Here is a 16680-nt window from a genome sequence, read left to right as displayed (position 1 = left end):
GACGTCTTCTCACCTCGTCTTCTTGTCACCTGATCGGATGCGATCATGACGTTCTGATGCATCCGATTTCCCGGGAGGGAAAGTCAAATCAGCGTCGAAAGATCCCTACGCGGCCGCAAGCCGCGCCTTCACCTTGGCAACGACCGCCTCGGCGGTGATGCCGAAGTGCTCGTAGAGCTCCTCGAAGGGCGCGCTGGCGCCGAAACCGGACATGCCGACGAAGATGCCGTCCATGCCGATCAGCCGGTCCCAGCCCAGCCGGACCGCGGCCTCGATGCCGACGTTCACCTGGGCCGTGCCGATCACGTCGGTGCGGTACTCCGAGGGCTGGCGCTCGAACAGCTCGAACGACGGCACCGAGACGACGCGCGTCGGGATGCCTTCCATGTCGAGGAGCCCCTTGGCCCGCATGGCGATGCCGACTTCCGAGCCGGTGGCGAACAGCGACACCGTGGCGTCGCCGTTGGCATCGGCGAGCTGGTAGGCGCCGCGCCGGGACAGGTTGCCGTCGTGGTCGTCGAGGCGGAGCGCGTCGCAGTTCTGCCGGGTGAGCGCGAGCAGCGTCGGGCCCGAAGTGTTCGACAGGGCGATTTCCCAGGCTTCCGCCGTCTCCATGGCATCGGCCGGGCGCAGCACGACGAGGTTCGGAATGGCGCGCAGCGCCGCCAGGTGCTCGACCGGCTGATGGGTCGGGCCGTCCTCGCCGAGACCGATCGAATCGTGGGTCATCACGTAGACCGAGCGCACGCCCATGAGCGCGGCCAGCCGGATCGCCGGGCGGCAGTAGTCGGAGAACACCAGGAAGGTGCCGCCGTACGGGATGAAGCCGCCGTGCAGCGACATGCCGTTCATCGCGGCCGCCATGCCGTGCTCGCGCACGCCCCAGTGGATGTAGCGACCCTGGTAGTCGTTGGCGGCGGACACGATGCCCATCGACTTGGTCTTGGTGTTGTTGGAGCCGGTGAGGTCGGCCGAGCCGCCCACCGTCTCCGGTACCGCCGCGTTGACGGTCTCCAGCACCATTTCGGAGGCCTTGCGGGTGGCGAGCGTCGGCCGGTCGCGGGCGATCTGCGCGCGCAGCCCCGTCATGGCGTCCTGGAAGCCGGCCGGCAGGTCGCCGCGGATGCGCCGGTCAAACTCGGCGCGCCGCTCCGGGTCCATCGCCTGGTGATGCTTCTCCCACTCCTTGCGGGAGCTGCCGGAGCGCAGGCCGGCGATGCGCCAGGCGTCGCGAATGTCGGCGGGGATCTCGAAGGGCTCGGCCTTCCACTTCAGCATGTCGCGGGCGGCGGCGGCCTCGGCGGCGCCGAGCGGCGAGCCGTGGGAGGCGGAGCTGCCGGCCTTGTTGGGCGAGCCGTAGCCGATGATGGTGCGGCAGGCGATCAGCGTCGGCCGGTCGCTCGACTGCGCGGCCACCAGCGCCGCGTGCACGTCGGCCGGGTTGTGGCCGTCGATGCGCACGGCGGCCCAGCCGGCCGCCTCGAAGCGCTTCAGCGCGTCGCCGGATTCCGACAGGTCCAGCTTGCCGTCGATGGAGATCTCGTTGTCGTCGTAGAGCACGATGAGGCGGTTCAGCTTCATGTGGCCGGCGATGGAGATCGCCTCGTGGCTGATGCCTTCCATCAGGTCGCCGTCGGAGGCGAGCACGTAGGTGTAGTGGTCGACCAGGTCGTCGCCGAACTCGGCGTTCAGCATGCGCTCGCCGAGCGCCATGCCCACCGCGGTCGCCAGGCCCTGGCCGAGCGGACCGGTGGTCGTCTCGATGCCAGCGCCGTGGCCGTACTCCGGATGGCCGGCGGCGCGGGACCCGAGCTGGCGGAAGCGGCGCAGCTCCTCGGTGCCGAAGTCCTCGAAGCCGAGCAGGTGCAGGACGGAATAGAGCAGCATCGAGCCGTGGCCGGCCGACAGCACGAAGCGGTCGCGGTCGGGCCAGTCGGGCTGGCTGGGGTCGACCTTGATGATCGAGGAAAACAGGACGGTTGCGACGTCGGCCGCGCCCATGGGCATACCGGGATGGCCGGACTTCGCCGCCTCGACGGCGTCGATCGCGAGCACGCGGATCGCGTTGGCCATCGCTTTTTGTTTGTCGAGGTCGATCATCGTGAACTCCGCCGCGTCCCGGACACTCATCACGAGGTCGGGTGAACACGGTTTGGTCTGTGGGAACGTCCGGGCCTTCTCAACCCTCGATCGCGGCCTTGCTCCTGCGAGCGGTCCGCCATTCGTTGTCATGGCAACGGCGCCGTTCAATACCAAGTCGCCGACGCGAGTCAACGTGAGGCGGGCAACGAGCCTGTAGACGCGTGGCCGCAGAGGCCCGCCGGCGGCCCGCGCCCACTCGCGGCTTGATCTTGGCGCGCGCGGATGCGAGGAGGAGCAGCCCGTCCGCCACCCGCTTCATGCAGAACTGGATGCACGAAGCGAAACCGGCTGATATGGCTATCGAATCGCGACCGCGTAGGAAACCCTGCCGCCATGGCGGAACGGCCAGCCGTTGATCAGGCATTCGACAGACTGCTGACCGCCCTGGATCGGCTCGAGGCGGCCGTGAACCGGCGCATCGATGCCGATCGCAGCGTCGGCACGCTCGAGGACGAGATCCAGCGGCTGACCGAGGACCGCTCGGAACTGGCCGGTTCGCTCGACCGCGCCGAGGGCCGCGCCACCCGGCTTGAGGAAACCAACCGGGAAGTCTCGCGCCGCCTTGTGACGGCGATGGAGACGGTCCGCAGCGTGCTGGACAAGCACGGCGGATAGGCCCGGAGCGGCGCCCCTCTTTATCCCGTCCGCCGCAACCCCTATCTATGGCGATGAAAAGGCGTCTCATGCCAACCGGTTAGACCGTCAGACCCGGTCGCGTGTCGCCCCGTCGGGGGCTCGAAAGGACTGCGCATGTCCCATATCACCGTCACCATCAACGGCCGCAGCTATCGCATGGCGTGCGACGACGGCGAGGAGGAGCGGCTGGCCGCGCTGGCCGAGCGGTTCGATGGGGCGATCGAGGAGCTGCGCGGCGCCTTTGGCGAAATCGGCGACCAGCGCCTGACCGTGATGGCCGGGATCCGGGTGACCGATTCGCTGGTCGAGGCGGAACGCCGGCTGGTGGCGCTCACCGCCGAGATCCAGAGCCTGAAGGAATCCCGCGACGCGGTGGTCCAGCACCAGTACGAGCGCGAGGCCGGCATCGCCGCGCGCGTCGGCGAGACGGCGGACACCATCGACCGCTTCGCCAAGAGCCTCAACGACAGCGTCCGCACCGACCGCGACGGCTAGACGCGCCGCCGGACTCCTCGCGATCCGGCCGGCGTTCGGCCGCAGATCCGGACGCCGTTGGAAATCGCAGTGCGCCCCCCTTCGCGCGGCCCCCGCGACACCCTATATTGCGCTCAGGCGACACTGCACGGTTCGACTGGAGCCACGCATCCCCGGGGCCTTATCGACCCAAACGGGAGCTGTCACTGTCCGGGCCCGTGGGCTCGGACAAAACGGCGCCCACCTACTCTGTAGGTTTCCCGGGATCGATACCTCCGACGGCCGAGGCGGTTCGCCGACCGATTCTCCGCCCTGCCGGGCGGCTGGAGCCCGTGCCCCGAGGCGTTCGCCCCGGGGCCGGGAATGTCCTCCGGCGCGGCCGACCCGCGTTCGTCGCCCGCCACGCGGCCCAAAAGGCCCGGGCATCCCGGCGACACGGCCCCCCGGCGCATCCTTCCCCTGCCCTGTCCGCGAGCCGATCCCTTGACCGATGCACCCGCGCCGAGCGACACCGTCCGCAGGAAGAGCGCGCTGCGGAAGACGGTTCTGGCGCGCCGCGCAGCGCTCTCGCCCGCCGAGCGCGAAGCCGCGGCGCAGACCCTCGTCGACCAGATCCCCGACCTGACGCTCCCCGACGCGCCCGCGCTGATCTCCGGCTTCTGGCCGATCCGCGACGAGATCGACGTGCGGCCGCTGATGGCGGCGCTGGCGGAGGCCGGCCACCGGCTGGCGCTGCCGGTGATCGGGCCGGAGCGGCACCTCGCCTTCCGCGAATGGACCATCGGCGCGCCGCTGGTGCCGGCCGGCTTCGGCACCTCCGAGCCCGGCCCCGATTGCCCCGAGTGCGATCCCGCGATCCTGCTGGTCCCGCTGGCCGCCTTCGACCGCGAGGGCGCGCGCCTCGGCTACGGCAAGGGCCACTACGACGGCGCCATCCGGCGGCTTGCCGAAAACGGGCCGCTGCGGACGATCGGGGTTGCCTTCGCCACCCAGGAGGTGGACGTGGTACCCATGGAACCCCACGACCGCCGTCTCGACGCCGTACTGACCGAGGCCGGCCTCCTCCGCTTTACCCCGCTCTCCGGAGAACCCGATGCGCGTACTGTTTCTGGGTGACGTCGTCGGCCGCGCCGGCCGGACGGCCGTCGCCGACATGCTGCCCGAGATCGTCGCGGACGGGCGGCTGGATTTCGTCGTCATCAACGGCGAGAACGCCGCCGGCGGCTTCGGCATAACCGAGGCGATCTGCCAGGACCTGCTGGACGCCGGCGCCGACGCGGTGACGCTCGGCAACCACTCCTGGGACCAGCGCGAGGCGCTCGTCTTCATCGAGCGCCAGCCCTGCCTGATCCGGCCCGCCAACTATCCGGCCGGCACGCCCGGGCGCGGCGCCAACATCTTCACCGCCACCAATGGCGCCCGCGTGCTGGTCGCCAACCTGATGGGGCGGATCTTCATGGATCCCCTCGACGACCCGTTCGCGGCCGTCGACCGGATCCTCGACGGCCTGGTGCTGGGCCGCGACGTCGACGCGGTGATCGTCGACGTGCACGCCGAGGCGACGTCGGAGAAGCAGGGCATGGCCTATCACCTGGACGGCCGCGCCAGCCTCGTCGTCGGCACCCACACCCACGTGCCCACCGCCGACCACCGGATCCTGCCGGGCGGCACCGGCTTCATGACCGACATCGGCATGTGCGGCTCGTACGATTCCATCATCGGCATGGAGAAGGAGGAGCCGCTCGGCCGGTTCCTGCGCAAGATCCCGCAGAACCGCTTCGCCGCGGCCAGCGGACCGCCGACCCTGTCGGGCGTGGTGGTGGAGCTCGACGAGACGACCGGCCTGGCGCTGGCGATCGAGCCGCTGCGGCTGGGCGGCGAGCTCTCGCACGCCTGGCCGGCGATGCTGGGCGAGATGCCGCGCGGCCTCGCCGACTGACCCTCAGCCCGCGAGCGCGCCGGCGACTTCCCGGCGCAGCACCGGCAAAAGCTCCTCGGTGAACCAGGGGTTCCGCCGGATCCACGCGTTGTTGCGCCACGACGGATGCGGCAGCGGCACGATGGTCGGCCCGTCGCCCGCCGCCATGATCTCGCGATAGGCCGCCACCCGCTCCGTCAGCGAGCGCTTGCGCCATTGCGGCAGATGATAGCTGTGGGCGTAGAGGCCGACGGCCAGCACCAGCTTGAGGTTCGGCAGTTCGGCGAAGACGCGGTCGTGCCAGGTGGGCGCGCACTCGCGGCGCGGCGGCAGGTCGCCGCCCTTGGCATCCTGGCCGGGGAAGCAGAAGCCCATCGGCACCACCGCCACCTTCGTCGTGTCGTAGAAGACCGTCTCGTCGACGCCCATCCAGTCGCGCAGGCGCACGCCGGAGGGATCGGTGAACGGCTGGCCGCTGGCGTGCACCCGGGTGCCCGGCGCCTGGCCGCAGACCACGATGGAGGCCGCCGACGCGGCGCGGATGACCGGGCGCGGCTGATGCGGCAGCGGCCGGCCGAGCGGCCGTTCCACGCAGATCCGGCAACGGCGGATGCGACCGACGAGGCCGCCGAGCTCGCTGTCGGGCGGATCGGGAAGCCCGCGCCAGCCCTCGCCCTCCCGCGCCGGGCCTAGAGCACCGTGCTGGCGCGGCTCGAGACGCGATCGTACCACTTCTTCAACCGCTCCAGATCGTCCGGCACCCGCACCTTGGCGAGCTTCAGGCTGTCGATGCCGACCAGCGCCGTGATGTCGGCGATCGTGTAGGTGTCGCCGACCACGAACTCGTCGTGGCAGAGCTGGCGCTCGAGAATGGACAGGAAGGTGAGGATCTTGGACTTGTTGGCCTCGCCCCAGTCCGGAACCTGGGGCACCTCGAGCTCGCGCATCGCCGGATGGGTGTGGCGGAACGCCTGCTGGGCCGGGATCAGCAGGCCGAACTCGACGTGGCGCTGCCACATCTCGACCAGCGCCTTCTCCTTCGGGTCGCGGCCGAACAGCGGCGGATCGGGATGCGTCTCCTCGAAGTAGCGGCAGATCGCAACTGATTCGGCGATGACGGTGCCGTCGTCGAGCACGAGAACCGGCAGCCGCTGCAACGGGTTGAGACGGGTGAACGCATCCTCCAGGTGCTCGCCGGCCATGATGTCGACCGGCACCGTCTCGATGACGACGTCCTTCTCGGCGAGAAAGATACGCACCCGCCGCGGATTGGCCGCGCGTGGAGAATCGTAGAGTTTCATTGGGTTTCTCTCGCTGTCGACGCGTCTGGCATGCCGGTTCGCGGAGCCCCTTAGGGCCGTTCGCCGACCCAATATGGCATCAGCCCCCACCCGCGAGAAAGCACGCCTTCCCCCATGCTGCAATGCAGTGCACTCACTGCGCTTTTTTCTGTTGCGCCGAAGCGTACAGAGTGCATACTGCGTTTGTGAGTTTGTTGTGGCCTTGTTGCGTTGGGGAGGTCTTGCGATGCTGAATGAACTTCTTCTGGGACGGGCACTCTATTGCCGGGACAAGTACCGGCACGATCAGGTCTCCGAGAGCCGGTGGTCGCAGCTGTCGCGCGCCTCGGCGGAGTGGATCCGGGCGCGCCTGGGCTGAGCCCGCGCCGACCGTCCGTTCACCGTCCGGTTTGATCATCAAGCGGACCTGAACCTCCGGACCTGGCCTTCATCTTCGAAACGACCCGAGCCCCGTGGAAGCCTCGTGCCTCCGCGGGGCTTTGCTTTTGCGGGGCCCCGGGACGGATCCCGGATGGCCAGGCGAATGACAGTCCTGCCGCGCGATGGGCGGACCGAAGGGAGAATGCCGGGAGACCATGAGGCGTGGTGGCAGGTGCGGGGCACCCCGCGCGGCCGATCGCCGGCGGTTGAAGCACCGCGGGGCCAAAGGCACCCGCAGTGCTTCGCCGCGCGCCGTCGCACGGACACAGAACCCCGTCGCGGGGGGGCGATCGACAGGGCCCTGACCGACGTGACGGCACTCGACCATCACGACGCGAGACACGATGCCGGGAAGCCTGCCAGCCCATCCTTGCGCCGGGCTTGCGGGCCGAAGCCAGGCTCAGGCGGGACCGGAGACGCCCGCGTCGGCGAAGCTCGCCATGCCCCGATGGACCTGAATGGCCGATCGGATGATGCCGGCGGCGAGCGCCGCGCCGGTGCCCTCGCCCAGCCGCATGCCCAGGTCGAGGAGCGGTTCGGCGCCGAGGCGCTCGAGCGCCGCCCGATGCGCCTTCTCCGCCGACACGTGACCGAAGATGCAGTGGCCGATCGCCGACGGGTCGATCGCATGGAGCACGGCCACCGCGGCCGTCGTCACGAAGCCGTCGACGATCACCGGGATGTTCTGGTGGCGCGACGCGATGATCGCGCCGACCATGGCCGCGATCTCGCGGCCGCCGAGCCGCTGCAGGATGACCAGCGGATCGCGTTCGCCCTCGATGCGGCCAACGGCGCGCGCGACGATCTCGGCCTTGTGGACCAGCGCATCGCCGGTGACGCCGGTGCCCCGCCCGACCCAGTCGGCCGCCTCGCCGCCGTAGAGCGCGTGGAAGAGCGCGGCGGCGACCGTGGTGTTGGCGATCCCCATCTCACCCAGGCACAGCAGATCCACCGCCCCGGCGATCGCTTCCATGCCGTAGGCTATGGTGGCCGCGCACTCGCGCTCGCTGTCGAAGGCATCGACCAGCGAGATGTCGCCGGTCGGCCGGTCGAGGGCCAGCTCGAACACCCTGAGCGACATGTCGTTGGCGAGGCAGATCTGGTTGATGGCGGCGCCGTTGGCGCGGAAGTTCTCCACCATCTGCTTGGTGACGGCGGCCGGATAGGCCGACACGTTCTGATCGACGACGCCGTGGTTCGCCGCGAACACGGCCACCATCGGCGCCTGGATCTCCGGCTGGGCCTGGCGCTGCCAGGCCGCCACCCAGCTGGCGATGTCCTCCAGGCGGCCGAGCGATCCGGCCGGCTTGGTCAGCACCGCGTCGCGCTCGGCGACCGCCGCCATTGCCGCCGTGTCGGGTCCGGGCATCGAGGAAATGAGGGCGCGGATGTCGTCGAACGGAAGCCCGGTTGAACCTGTCATGATCACTCTCGAATATGGTGCTGCGGGGCCGGAGCCTAGACCGCGTCTTACAGGCTCGGTTCACACCGATGCAACGGCTGCCGAATATCCACGTTCCCGTGTTGGCAGCGGCGCCGCGGACTCCTACCCTGCCGGCGTCCGGGGCAGGGAACGGGCAGGCGGCGGCATCCGGCGGCGCGACCGGTCGCGAAACCGCCCCCACAGATCCACGAGAAGGTACCGACGATGACCGCCTACGACCGTCAGGACCGTCTGAACCCCGTTTCCGCCTACGGCGCGGACGTGGTCGTCTGCCTGCGTTTCTTCTCGCGGCTGGCGCTTGCGCTTCCCGACCGGTTCTCGCGGCTGGCCGGGCGCCGGCGCCTGTCGGGCGCTGTGCGCGCGCTGCCCGTCGCGAGCGCGCTGATCGCGCTGCCCGCCGCGTGCGTGCTGGCGGTGCTTGCCGCCATCGACCTGCCGCCACTCGCCTGCGCCGCCGTGGCGCTCGCGGTGCTCGCGATTACCACCGGCGCGCTGCACGAGGACGGCCTCGCCGACGTCTGCGACGGCTTCTTCGGCGGCCGCGACCCGGAACAGCGCCTGACCATCATGCGCGACAGCCGGATCGGCGCGTTCGGCGCGCTGGGGCTCGCCCTGACGGTGCTGGTGCGCGCGAGCCTGCTCGGCGCGCTGGCCGATGAAGCGCCGCTGATCGGTGCGGCCGGGCTGATCGCGGCGGCCGCCGCCAGCCGCACCGCCATGCTGTGGCCCTGGATCTCGCAGCCCCCGGCGCGCCCCGACGGCCTCGCCCGGCTGGTCGGCCGACCGCATACCGCGGCCGCGATCACCGCCGGGATCACCGCCGCGGTCATCGTCTTCGCCCTCACCGTGTGGTTCGCCCCGGTCGCGGTGCTGCCGGCGGCGATCGGCGCGGCGCTGGCCGGATGGTACCTCGCGACGTCAGCCGAACGGCTGATCGGCGGCCACACCGGCGACGTGCTCGGGGCGACACAGCAGATCGCCGAGATTGCGGTTCTCGCCGCCATCGTTATCTCTGTCTCGTGACGTTCCCAACCCGCGAGTGCGCCGACGTGACGAGCCCCTGCGTGAAGACCTGCCGGATCGACGACGCCAGCGGCTATTGCGTGGGCTGCGGCCGCACGCTCGACGAGATCGCCGCGTGGGGATCGCTGCCGGAAGCGGGCCGGCGGGACATCATGCGCCGCCTCGGCGACCGCCTCCACCGCGTCCAGGAGGCGTAGGCCCATGCGCCGCATCGCCATCTTCGTGATCGTCGCGATCTGCGCCACCGCCGTCATCTGGTGGATGGCGTCCGGATCTCCCACGACGACCGAGGAGCTGCGCGCCCAGCTGGACACCACATGGCCGCGCACGATCAGCCTGGTGCTGCTGCTGGCCGTGCTGGGCGCGGGCGTGATCGCCGGCGGGCCACGCCTCGTCGAGGTGGGGCGCGCCGTGCTGATCTGGGGTGTCCTCGCCCTCATCCTGATCGCCGTCTACAGCTACCGGGCGGACATCGAGCGCGGCGGACGAAACGTGCTGTCCTCGGTGATCCCTGGCCTCGCGGTCCCGATCCAGGAGGGGGTGACCATCACCCGCAGCTCCGACGGCCACTTCCGCATCAAGGGGGCGATCAACGGCACCCCGGTGACCTTCCTGCTGGACACCGGCGCGAGCCTGATCCTGCTGACCGCCGAGGACGCGTCGCGCGCCGGCATCGCGCCCACGCGCACGGACTTCTCGCTGCCGGTCTCCACGGCAAACGGGATGACGCACGTGGCGCCGGTGTCGCTCGATCTCGTGACCGTCGGCTCGGTGGAGGAAACCCATGTGGACGGCGCCGTGGCGCCGGCCGGCTCGGTGGCGACCAGCCTGCTCGGGATGAGCTTCCTCTCCCGGCTCTATCGCTTCGAGATCACCGGCGACCGGCTGGTGATGCAGCAGTAGGCGCGCCGGCGGGTGATCTCACCTCACCGGAAAAGGCCCTAGCGCGGCGCCATCCGAATGGCGCCGTCCAGGCGGATGGTCTCGCCGTTCAGCATCGGATTCTCGCAGATGTGCATGGCGAGCGCCGCGTATTCGGTGGCCTTTCCCAGCCGCGAGGGGAACGGCACCTGGGTGCCGAGCGAATCCTGCACCTCCTGGGGCAGCCCCGTCAGCATCGGCGTCTCGAAGATCCCCGGCGCGATGGTCATCACCCGGATGCCGAGCTTCGAGAGGTCGCGGGCGACCGGCAGGGTCAGCGACGCGATGCCGCCCTTCGACGCCGCGTAGGCCGCCTGGCCGATCTGGCCGTCGAAGGCGGCGACCGAGGCCGTCATGACGATGACGCCGCGCTCGCCGTCGGGGCCGCGCGGCTCCAGCTCCGCCATGCCGGTGGAGGCATGGGCGACGCAGCGGAAGGTGCCGACGAGATTGACCGCGATGACGCTCTCGAACATGCCGAGCGGATGCGGCTCGCCGCGGGAGGTGGTCTTCGCGGCCGGCGCGATGCCGGCGCAGTTGACCAGGATGCGCTCCTGACCGTGGCGGGCGCGGGCCACCGCGAAACCGGCGGATACACTCTCGTCGCTGGTGACGTCGACCCGCACGAAGATCCCGCCGATCTCGTCGGCGAGCTTTTCGCCCGCCTCCTCGGACAGGTCGAAAAGGGCGACCTTGACGCCCCGGCTGGCGAGATCGCGGGCGGTGGCGGCGCCGAGGCCGGAGGCCCCGCCGGTGACCACGGCGGCGGCACTGTCGTCGAGTTTCATCGCGAGCGTTCCTCTCGGTCGCTGTCAGTGTCAGTGTTCTGGTTGTCGGAAGATCGGGCCGTCAGACGGCCATCACCGGCGCGGTACCGGCCACCAGCTCGAGGCCCTCGCGGGCGACGATGGCGCCGGGGTGACGCGCCATCGCCAGCTCGGCGATGCGGTCGAGATCCTCGTCGGTGCGGGTCGGGTCGTGATGGAACATCACCGGATGGCTGACGCCGGCCTTGTCGGCAAGCGCGACCGCCTTCTGCCAGGTGGAATGGCCCCAGCCGACGAAGCGTTCGTATTCCTCGTCCCGGTAGGTGGCGTCGTAGACCATGATGTCGGCGCCCTCGACGAACTTGGCGACGGCCGCGTCGATCTCCGGATTGCCGTGCTCGTGATCGGTCACGGTGACGATGACGCCGCCGCCCCATTCGATGCGGTAGGCCGTCGAGCCGCCGGGATGGTTGAGCGGCATGGTCTTGATGGTGAGGCCCGGCCGGAGACCGACGGACTCGCCCGCGGTGAAGCGCCGAAACTGGCAGCCTCGCAGGGCCGAGGTCGGTACCGGGAACAGCGGCGGCGACATCAGCCGCGCCAGCATGTCCTCCAGCGAGCCGTCGCGGGGCACGTGACCGGCCCAGACCTTGATCTCGGAGCGCTGGCTGTAGGCCGGGCAGAAGAACGGCAGGCCGCAGATGTGGTCGAGGTGGGTGTGGGTGAACAGCAGGTCGGCCGGCTGGGCCTGGCGCTTGTCCATCAGCCAGCCGAGCCGCCGGGCGCCCGAGCCGCAGTCGATGATCAGCAGATGCGGACCGGCGCGGACCTCCAGGCAGGTGGTCTCGCCGCCGTAGCGCAGGGTGTGCCGGCCCGGTGTCGGGATCGACCCGCGGACACCCCAGAAGTTGATGCTCAGATTATCCCTCTGATCGATCATCGTCATTGTTCGGCCTCTGCCGATCCGGCGCGCAACCGGCCAACTTCCCGCGTCGTCCGTTCAAGACGATGCGCCAGCACGCGCATGACCTCAATCGCCATATCTGGGAAATTCTTAAGAAGTTTCAAGAAATTGTCTTTGGCGATAGCCAGCACCTTCATTTCGGTGGTGGCCACGACCGAGGCCGTGCGGGGCACGTCGATCAGGATGGCGATCTCGCCGACCACGTCGTGCTGCTTGACGGTCGCCACGGTCTCCTGACCGTGGTTCGTGGAAATCTGGATGTCCGCCGCGCCATCCAGGATGATGTAGGCGACGTCGCCGCGCTCGCCCTGCTCGCACAGGTGCTCGCCCGGGCGAAAGCTCATCCGCTCGCTGATGAAGGCAAGCAGCCGAAGCTTCGCGTCGTCGACCCCGCGGAAGAGCGGGACCTTCTTCAGAGCCTCAACCTCCGTGTCCAGGCTCACGCCGTCTCCTCCTGGGCTTCCGCGGTCTCACCGGCCTCTTCGGCCGGCGCCCGCTCGTGCTGCTGATGATCGTCGTCGTCGGATATCGCGTCCGCAACGCTATCGTAATCGCCGTCGGCGACCAAGCGTCCGTCCAGCATCACCACCACGCGGTCGAACCGGCGGGCGACCTGGGTGGAGGACGTCCCCACCACCAGCGTCTTGTCGCCGATCGCCTTGCGGATCTCGTCGATGACACGCGGCTCCTCGTCGACCGTGCCGTCGAGCAGGGTGATCCGGGGCCGCTTGAGGAGCGCCCGCACCAGCCCGACCCGCCGGCGCTGCACCGGGGAGAGCCGCGAACCGGCCACCCCGACCGGATAGTCGAGGCCAGCCCGCGCGATCGGGTCACGCACGCCGAGCTCCGTGAGCGCGTTGCGGATGAAGCCCTCGATGCGCTCGCTGGAGCCGCGCCGGTCGAGCCGCGGCTTGCCGAACAGGATGTTCTCCTCGACCTTCAGCGGCTTGATGTAGCGTTCCGGATCGAAGAGCGCGTAGCGGCCTTCGAGGGCCTCGAGCCGCTCGCGCATCACCTCGCGCCCGGCGACGAAGCGCGCGGCGCGCTCCCCGTCGATTTCCACCAGACGGTGTCGGGCCGGAATGAGCCGGAAGGCGAGCCCGATCAGGTCGCTCGCCTGGGCCGGCTTCAGCCCGTCGACGCCGCCGTTCTTGTAGGCTTTGACGTAGGGCTCGAACGCCGGCAGCTGGTCGCTGGTCAGCAGGCTGAAATCGCCCATCAGGCCGTCGTCGACCGTCATGCCGGAGAACAGTTCGATCATCGTCTCGGCGACCTTGGCGCCGATGTCGACCAGATCGTCGTAGACCCCGGCTTCCTTCAGGGCGGCGATCACCTCGTGGTCCTGGGCGATCGCATCCACCGAGACGTCGGGATCGGCGGGCAGCGCGAACAGCACGTTCTCGGCGAGCGTTCCGCTGGCGTTGAACGCATCCGCCCGCCACAGCTCCACCTGGTCCTGCAACTCGTCGTCGCCCCGGATCCGCTCGGTGATGGTGTGGCGCGCCTCGAGCACCCGCTCGGCGAGGCCCGGATCGGCCTCCGGGTCGATGGTCGACTTCAGGCCCATGCGGAACAGATCGTTGCCGAGGCCGGTGCGGTCGAACAGATCGAGGATGTGCTGGTCGAGGTCCTTCAGGTCGCTGACGTCGGCGCTTTCGAGATCCTCCCACCGCGCGTCGAAGTCATAGCGGCTGTTGCCGGTGAGCTTGGCCTCCGACAGCCGCAGCTTGTGCTCGTCGTCGTCGATCTCGGCGGGCGCGATCGGCCGGTGGCGCAGCGAATAGACGACGTTGGCGCGGATGGTGTCGTTGAACATGTAGGGCGACGGGCCGACGTAGGCGATCTCGCGCCCGGTCACCGCCTCGGCCATGCCGTCCAGCGACTTGCCGCCGATCTCCACCCGGCCGGTCGCCGGATCCATCAGCCCGGCGGCGAGCAGCAGGATTTCGGTGCGCCCGCTCGAGCCGGTCCCGAACACCGCGAGCTGCTGGTTGGCGGGAATGGTGAGGCTGAGGTCGATGACCTCCTGGCCGCTGCCGAAGGCCGCGTTGGCGCTGGTGAAGACGATGTCGCCGTCGAGAATCTCGTCCTCCCCGCGGTCCGTATCGAGGCGGGCCGGCGGATACATGTTCGGCGGATCGAAGTTCTCGATCACCGTGTCGTACTTCACGTTCATGTTCGACAGGTTCTGATAGTAAGTGATCAGTTCCTTCCACGGATTGGCGAGATCCTTGTAGGCGGCCAGTACCGCGACCAGCGCACCGAAGGACAGCTTTCCGGAAATGACGAAATACCCGCCCACCGCATAGAAGAAAAATGGCGGAAGTTGATTCATGAAATTGTTGATGAACTTGATCATGTACTTCCGCTTGTAGATATCCAAGCGGATGCGGTAGTTCGTCAGAAGCTTGTCGGTGATGTCGGCCAGATGCCACTGGGCGGTGTCGTGGGCGTGGATTTCGGCGATGCCGGCGACGCTCTCGCCGACCTTGTCGGAAATCTTGCGGACGTTCTTCACCCGCTCGCGGGCGAGCAGCACGACCTTCCGCTGCAGCTTCGGGATGATGTAGCCCTGGATCGGATAGAGCGACACCGCCGCCGCGCCGAGGAACGGGTCCTGCACGAAGATGAAAACGATGTAGACGATCAGCGTTCCGCCCTGGAACGCCGGCGTGGCCACCGCGTCGCCGATGAAGACGCCGAGATCCTCGACCTCGGCGATCATCATGGAGATCAGCTCGCCGGCGCTGACGCCGCGGAACTGCGGCAGCCGGAACCGCATGATCTGGTAGTAGAGCTGGTAGCGCAGGCGGCGGAGCATGCGCTCGCCGACGATGCCCTTGTAGAGATTGAGGACGAACTTGACGCCGTTGTTGAGCACGACGAGCGCGAGGAAAATCGCGCACAACGCAAGCAGATAGGGGATCTGGTCGAGGGTGTATCCGGCGATCGTGCGGGGAAAGTCCTTCCCGTCGATGGCGTCGTTGACGATCCACTTCGGCAGTTCGAGCGTCATGTAGAGAATGGGGAAGGACAGCAGGGTGATCCCGAGGATCACCAGTTGCTGGCGCTTGCTGTATTCCCAGATGAACGCGAAAAGGCTCTTCTGCATCCGCCCGCCTCGACCGCCCCGGTGCGGGGTCGTGCCCCCGGTTGTGTGCCCAACCGGCTCCAGACTGCAAGACATAACCCGGAAATGCCACTTTCGCACGTCGCTCGGTCGACTGTTTCGACCGCAGGCCAAAAAGGCGTCTTCGCGAGCCCCGCGACCGCTCGCACGCTGGACTGCGGCTTCCTTTCCGGATTAGGGTCTAGCCAACCCCGGGACGAGATCCCGGCCGTGCCGTCGCTTGCCTTACGTCAGTCTGTCCTGCGTCGTCTGCACGTGTCGCGCCTCGCTCACTCTACCGGCGGGGACGTCCAGCCTATCAAGAGAGTTCCCCGGCGATCTGCTGATGCGGTGTGACCAACCGAAGATCCTGATCTACAGCCACGATTCGTTCGGCCTCGGCCATCTCAGGCGATGCCGGACGATCGCGCATTCGCTCGTCGGCGCGTTCGAGGAGCTGTCGGTCATCATCCTGTCCGGCTCGCCGATCATCGGCTCGTTCGATTTCCGCAGCCGCGTCGACTTCGTCCGCGTGCCGGGGGTGATCAAGCTGCGCAACGGCCAGTACAGCGCGCACACGCTGCCGCTGGGCATCGAGGAGATGCTGGAACTGCGCGCTTCGATCATCGAGCACACCGCCGAGGTGTTCGATCCGCACGTCTTCATCGTCGACAAGGAACCGCTCGGCCTGCGCGGCGAGGTTCGCACCACGCTAGAGAAGCTGGGCCAACGCGGCACCCGGCTGGTGCTCGGCCTGCGCGACGTGATGGACGACCCGGACGTCCTGAAGGAAGAGTGGGAGCGCAAGGGCGCTCCCGAAGCGGTCGAGAACCTCTACGACGACGTCTGGGTGTACGGCCGCAAGGAAATCCACGATCCGCTGGAGGGCATCGGCGTCCCGGACAGCGTGCGCGAGAAGGCGCTGTTCACCGGCTACCTGCGCCGCGAGATGCCGGCGCTGACGCCCCATTCGTTCCGTTCTCCGTTCGGCGAGGAGCCGTTCATCCTGGTGACCCCCGGCGGCGGCGGCGACGGCGTGGAACTGGTCGACTGGGTTCTGCGCGCCTACGAGGCGCACGACCAGCCGCTGTTCCCGGCGGTGATCGTGCTCGGCCCGTTCATGGCCACCGAGCACCAGGAAAGCTTCATCGCGCGCACCGAACAGCTGCGCGACGTGCACATCATCCGCTTCACCCCGACCATCGAGAACCTGATGGACGAGGCGGTCGCGATCGTCGGCATGGGCGGCTACAACATCTTTTGCGAGATCCTGTCGTTCGACAAGCCGACGCTGCTGGTGCCGCGCGTCCAGCCGCGCCGCGAGCAGGCGATCCGCGCCGCCAAGGCCGAATCGGCCGGGCTCCTGAGCGTTCTGTCGATCGAGCTCTATCCGGACGTCGACGCCATGGTCGACGCGCTGGCCCGGCTGCCGCGCCAGGCGCCCCCGTCGGTGGCCGGCGTCGACGGCCTGCTCGACGGCCTCGACGTGATCAACAATCGCGTCGCCGACTTCATCTCGGCACCGCTGACCAGGCCGGCCCGCGCGGCCGCCGGCGAATAA

At 68.9% G+C, this 16680-nt stretch carries 17 protein-coding genes and 1 other RNA gene; 10 read left to right on the top strand and 8 right to left on the bottom strand.

Translation table 11 applies throughout. The features are described 5' to 3' along the window. Positions 1-105: 105 nt before the first annotated feature. Entirely contained in the window at positions 106-2130 is a 2025-nt protein-coding gene (gene tkt / locus AB7M35_RS16055) for a transketolase (RefSeq protein WP_453961362.1), read from the bottom strand. A 345-nt stretch (positions 2131-2475) separates the two neighbouring features. Between tkt and AB7M35_RS16050 the strand changes: the two genes are divergently transcribed. The 5 genes from AB7M35_RS16050 (at position 2476) to AB7M35_RS16030 (ending at position 5191) form a co-directional block, all read left to right on the top strand. Further along, positions 2476-2757 carry a DUF4164 domain-containing protein gene (locus AB7M35_RS16050; protein WP_453961361.1) on the top strand — a complete coding sequence of 94 codons (282 nt, stop codon included), beginning with the start codon at positions 2476-2478 and terminating at the stop codon, positions 2755-2757. Between the two features lie 135 nt (positions 2758-2892). Then, positions 2893-3273 carry a cell division protein ZapA gene (locus AB7M35_RS16045; protein WP_453961360.1) on the top strand — a complete coding sequence of 127 codons (381 nt, stop codon included), beginning with the start codon at positions 2893-2895 and terminating at the stop codon, positions 3271-3273. A 117-nt stretch (positions 3274-3390) separates the two neighbouring features. Further along, positions 3391-3549: non-coding RNA, 6S RNA (gene ssrS / locus AB7M35_RS16040), on the top strand. A 186-nt stretch (positions 3550-3735) separates the two neighbouring features. After that, positions 3736-4368: a 5-formyltetrahydrofolate cyclo-ligase gene (locus tag AB7M35_RS16035; RefSeq protein ID WP_453961359.1), complete on the top strand. Its 633-nt coding sequence runs from the start codon at positions 3736-3738 to the stop codon at positions 4366-4368. Continuing rightward, positions 4346-5191, top strand: a complete 846-nt coding sequence (locus AB7M35_RS16030; protein ID WP_453961358.1) for a TIGR00282 family metallophosphoesterase — start codon at positions 4346-4348, stop codon at positions 5189-5191. The genes AB7M35_RS16035 and AB7M35_RS16030 overlap by 23 nt, the downstream gene beginning before the upstream one ends. Positions 5192-5194: 3 nt before the next feature. Here the strand turns inward: AB7M35_RS16030 and AB7M35_RS16025 are convergent, their stop codons facing one another. Together AB7M35_RS16025 and AB7M35_RS16020 are read right to left on the bottom strand one after the other, a co-directional pair. Beyond that, positions 5195-5902 carry a uracil-DNA glycosylase family protein gene (locus AB7M35_RS16025; protein ID WP_453961357.1) on the bottom strand — a complete coding sequence of 236 codons (708 nt, stop codon included), beginning with the start codon at positions 5900-5902 and terminating at the stop codon, positions 5195-5197. Further along, positions 5860-6471 carry a glutathione S-transferase family protein gene (locus tag AB7M35_RS16020; RefSeq protein WP_453961356.1) on the bottom strand — a complete coding sequence of 204 codons (612 nt, stop codon included), beginning with the start codon at positions 6469-6471 and terminating at the stop codon, positions 5860-5862. Before AB7M35_RS16020 ends, AB7M35_RS16025 begins: the two co-directional genes overlap by 43 nt. Positions 6472-6697: 226 nt before the next feature. On the opposite strand from AB7M35_RS16020, the gene AB7M35_RS16015 reads away from it, so the two are divergent. Beyond that, positions 6698-6829, top strand: coding sequence for a hypothetical protein (locus AB7M35_RS16015; protein WP_453961355.1), 132 nt, complete (start codon positions 6698-6700; stop codon positions 6827-6829). 462 nt (positions 6830-7291) lie between these two features. Here AB7M35_RS16015 and cobT read toward each other — a convergent pair whose 3' ends face one another. Next, positions 7292-8314: a nicotinate-nucleotide--dimethylbenzimidazole phosphoribosyltransferase gene (gene cobT / locus AB7M35_RS16010; RefSeq protein WP_453961354.1), complete on the bottom strand. Its 1023-nt coding sequence runs from the start codon at positions 8312-8314 to the stop codon at positions 7292-7294. 225 nt (positions 8315-8539) lie between these two features. Between cobT and AB7M35_RS16005 the strand changes: the two genes are divergently transcribed. From AB7M35_RS16005 to AB7M35_RS15995, 3 genes are read left to right on the top strand one after another with little or no spacing between them, the layout of a single operon-like run. Continuing rightward, positions 8540-9358, top strand: a complete 819-nt coding sequence (locus tag AB7M35_RS16005; RefSeq protein ID WP_453961353.1) for an adenosylcobinamide-GDP ribazoletransferase — start codon at positions 8540-8542, stop codon at positions 9356-9358. Between the two features lie 26 nt (positions 9359-9384). Continuing rightward, entirely contained in the window at positions 9385-9555 is a 171-nt protein-coding gene (locus AB7M35_RS16000) for a DUF1289 domain-containing protein (RefSeq protein ID WP_453961352.1), read from the top strand. A 4-nt stretch (positions 9556-9559) separates the two neighbouring features. Then, positions 9560-10261: a retropepsin-like aspartic protease family protein gene (locus AB7M35_RS15995; protein WP_453961351.1), complete on the top strand. Its 702-nt coding sequence runs from the start codon at positions 9560-9562 to the stop codon at positions 10259-10261. A 38-nt stretch (positions 10262-10299) separates the two neighbouring features. Here the strand turns inward: AB7M35_RS15995 and AB7M35_RS15990 are convergent, their stop codons facing one another. The 4 genes from AB7M35_RS15990 to AB7M35_RS15975 all read right to left on the bottom strand — a co-directional run bounded on the left by AB7M35_RS15990 (position 10300) and on the right by AB7M35_RS15975 (position 15122). Continuing rightward, positions 10300-11067 (bottom strand): SDR family NAD(P)-dependent oxidoreductase, encoded by a 768-nt coding sequence (locus AB7M35_RS15990; RefSeq protein ID WP_453961350.1) that lies wholly within the window; start codon positions 11065-11067, stop codon positions 10300-10302. 61 nt (positions 11068-11128) lie between these two features. Then, complete coding sequence (locus tag AB7M35_RS15985) at positions 11129-11992, bottom strand: MBL fold metallo-hydrolase (RefSeq protein WP_453961349.1); 864 nt, start codon at positions 11990-11992, stop codon at positions 11129-11131. After that, positions 11989-12453, bottom strand: coding sequence for a cyclic nucleotide-binding domain-containing protein (locus tag AB7M35_RS15980; protein WP_453961348.1), 465 nt, complete (start codon positions 12451-12453; stop codon positions 11989-11991). Before AB7M35_RS15980 ends, AB7M35_RS15985 begins: the two co-directional genes overlap by 4 nt. Beyond that, the gene (locus AB7M35_RS15975) at positions 12450-15122 is read right to left on the bottom strand and encodes an ABC transporter transmembrane domain-containing protein (RefSeq protein WP_453961347.1); all 2673 of its coding nucleotides are present in this window, start codon (positions 15120-15122) and stop codon (positions 12450-12452) included. Before AB7M35_RS15975 ends, AB7M35_RS15980 begins: the two co-directional genes overlap by 4 nt. Positions 15123-15465: 343 nt before the next feature. On the opposite strand from AB7M35_RS15975, the gene AB7M35_RS15970 reads away from it, so the two are divergent. Next, the gene (locus tag AB7M35_RS15970; RefSeq protein WP_453961346.1) at positions 15466-16680 is read left to right on the top strand and encodes a glycosyltransferase family protein; all 1215 of its coding nucleotides are present in this window, start codon (positions 15466-15468) and stop codon (positions 16678-16680) included.

Source organism: Amorphus suaedae, assembly GCF_053629675.1.
This window is presented reverse-complemented; position numbering and strand designations above follow the sequence as displayed.

What these genes read in the sequence shown, in the direction of transcription:
- AB7M35_RS16045 (WP_453961360.1), top strand. Translation starts at nt 2,893, where the DNA reads ATGTCCCATATCACCGTCACCATCAACGGCCGCAGCTATCGCATGGCG.
- AB7M35_RS16030 (WP_453961358.1), top strand. Translation starts at nt 4,346, where the DNA reads ATGCGCGTACTGTTTCTGGGTGACGTCGTCGGCCGCGCCGGCCGGACG.
- AB7M35_RS15990 (WP_453961350.1), bottom strand. Translation starts at nt 11,067, where the DNA reads ATGAAACTCGACGACAGTGCCGCCGCCGTGGTCACCGGCGGGGCCTCC.
- AB7M35_RS15970 (WP_453961346.1), top strand. Translation starts at nt 15,466, where the DNA reads ATGCGGTGTGACCAACCGAAGATCCTGATCTACAGCCACGATTCGTTC.
- AB7M35_RS16005 (WP_453961353.1), top strand. Translation starts at nt 8,540, where the DNA reads ATGACCGCCTACGACCGTCAGGACCGTCTGAACCCCGTTTCCGCCTAC.
- cobT (WP_453961354.1), bottom strand. Translation starts at nt 8,314, where the DNA reads ATGACAGGTTCAACCGGGCTTCCGTTCGACGACATCCGCGCCCTCATT.
- AB7M35_RS15985 (WP_453961349.1), bottom strand. Translation starts at nt 11,992, where the DNA reads ATGACGATGATCGATCAGAGGGATAATCTGAGCATCAACTTCTGGGGT.
- AB7M35_RS15975 (WP_453961347.1), bottom strand. Translation starts at nt 15,122, where the DNA reads ATGCAGAAGAGCCTTTTCGCGTTCATCTGGGAATACAGCAAGCGCCAG.
- AB7M35_RS16015 (WP_453961355.1), top strand. Translation starts at nt 6,698, where the DNA reads ATGCTGAATGAACTTCTTCTGGGACGGGCACTCTATTGCCGGGACAAG.
- AB7M35_RS16020 (WP_453961356.1), bottom strand. Translation starts at nt 6,471, where the DNA reads ATGAAACTCTACGATTCTCCACGCGCGGCCAATCCGCGGCGGGTGCGT.
- AB7M35_RS15995 (WP_453961351.1), top strand. Translation starts at nt 9,560, where the DNA reads ATGCGCCGCATCGCCATCTTCGTGATCGTCGCGATCTGCGCCACCGCC.
- AB7M35_RS16050 (WP_453961361.1), top strand. Translation starts at nt 2,476, where the DNA reads ATGGCGGAACGGCCAGCCGTTGATCAGGCATTCGACAGACTGCTGACC.
- tkt (WP_453961362.1), bottom strand. Translation starts at nt 2,130, where the DNA reads ATGAGTGTCCGGGACGCGGCGGAGTTCACGATGATCGACCTCGACAAA.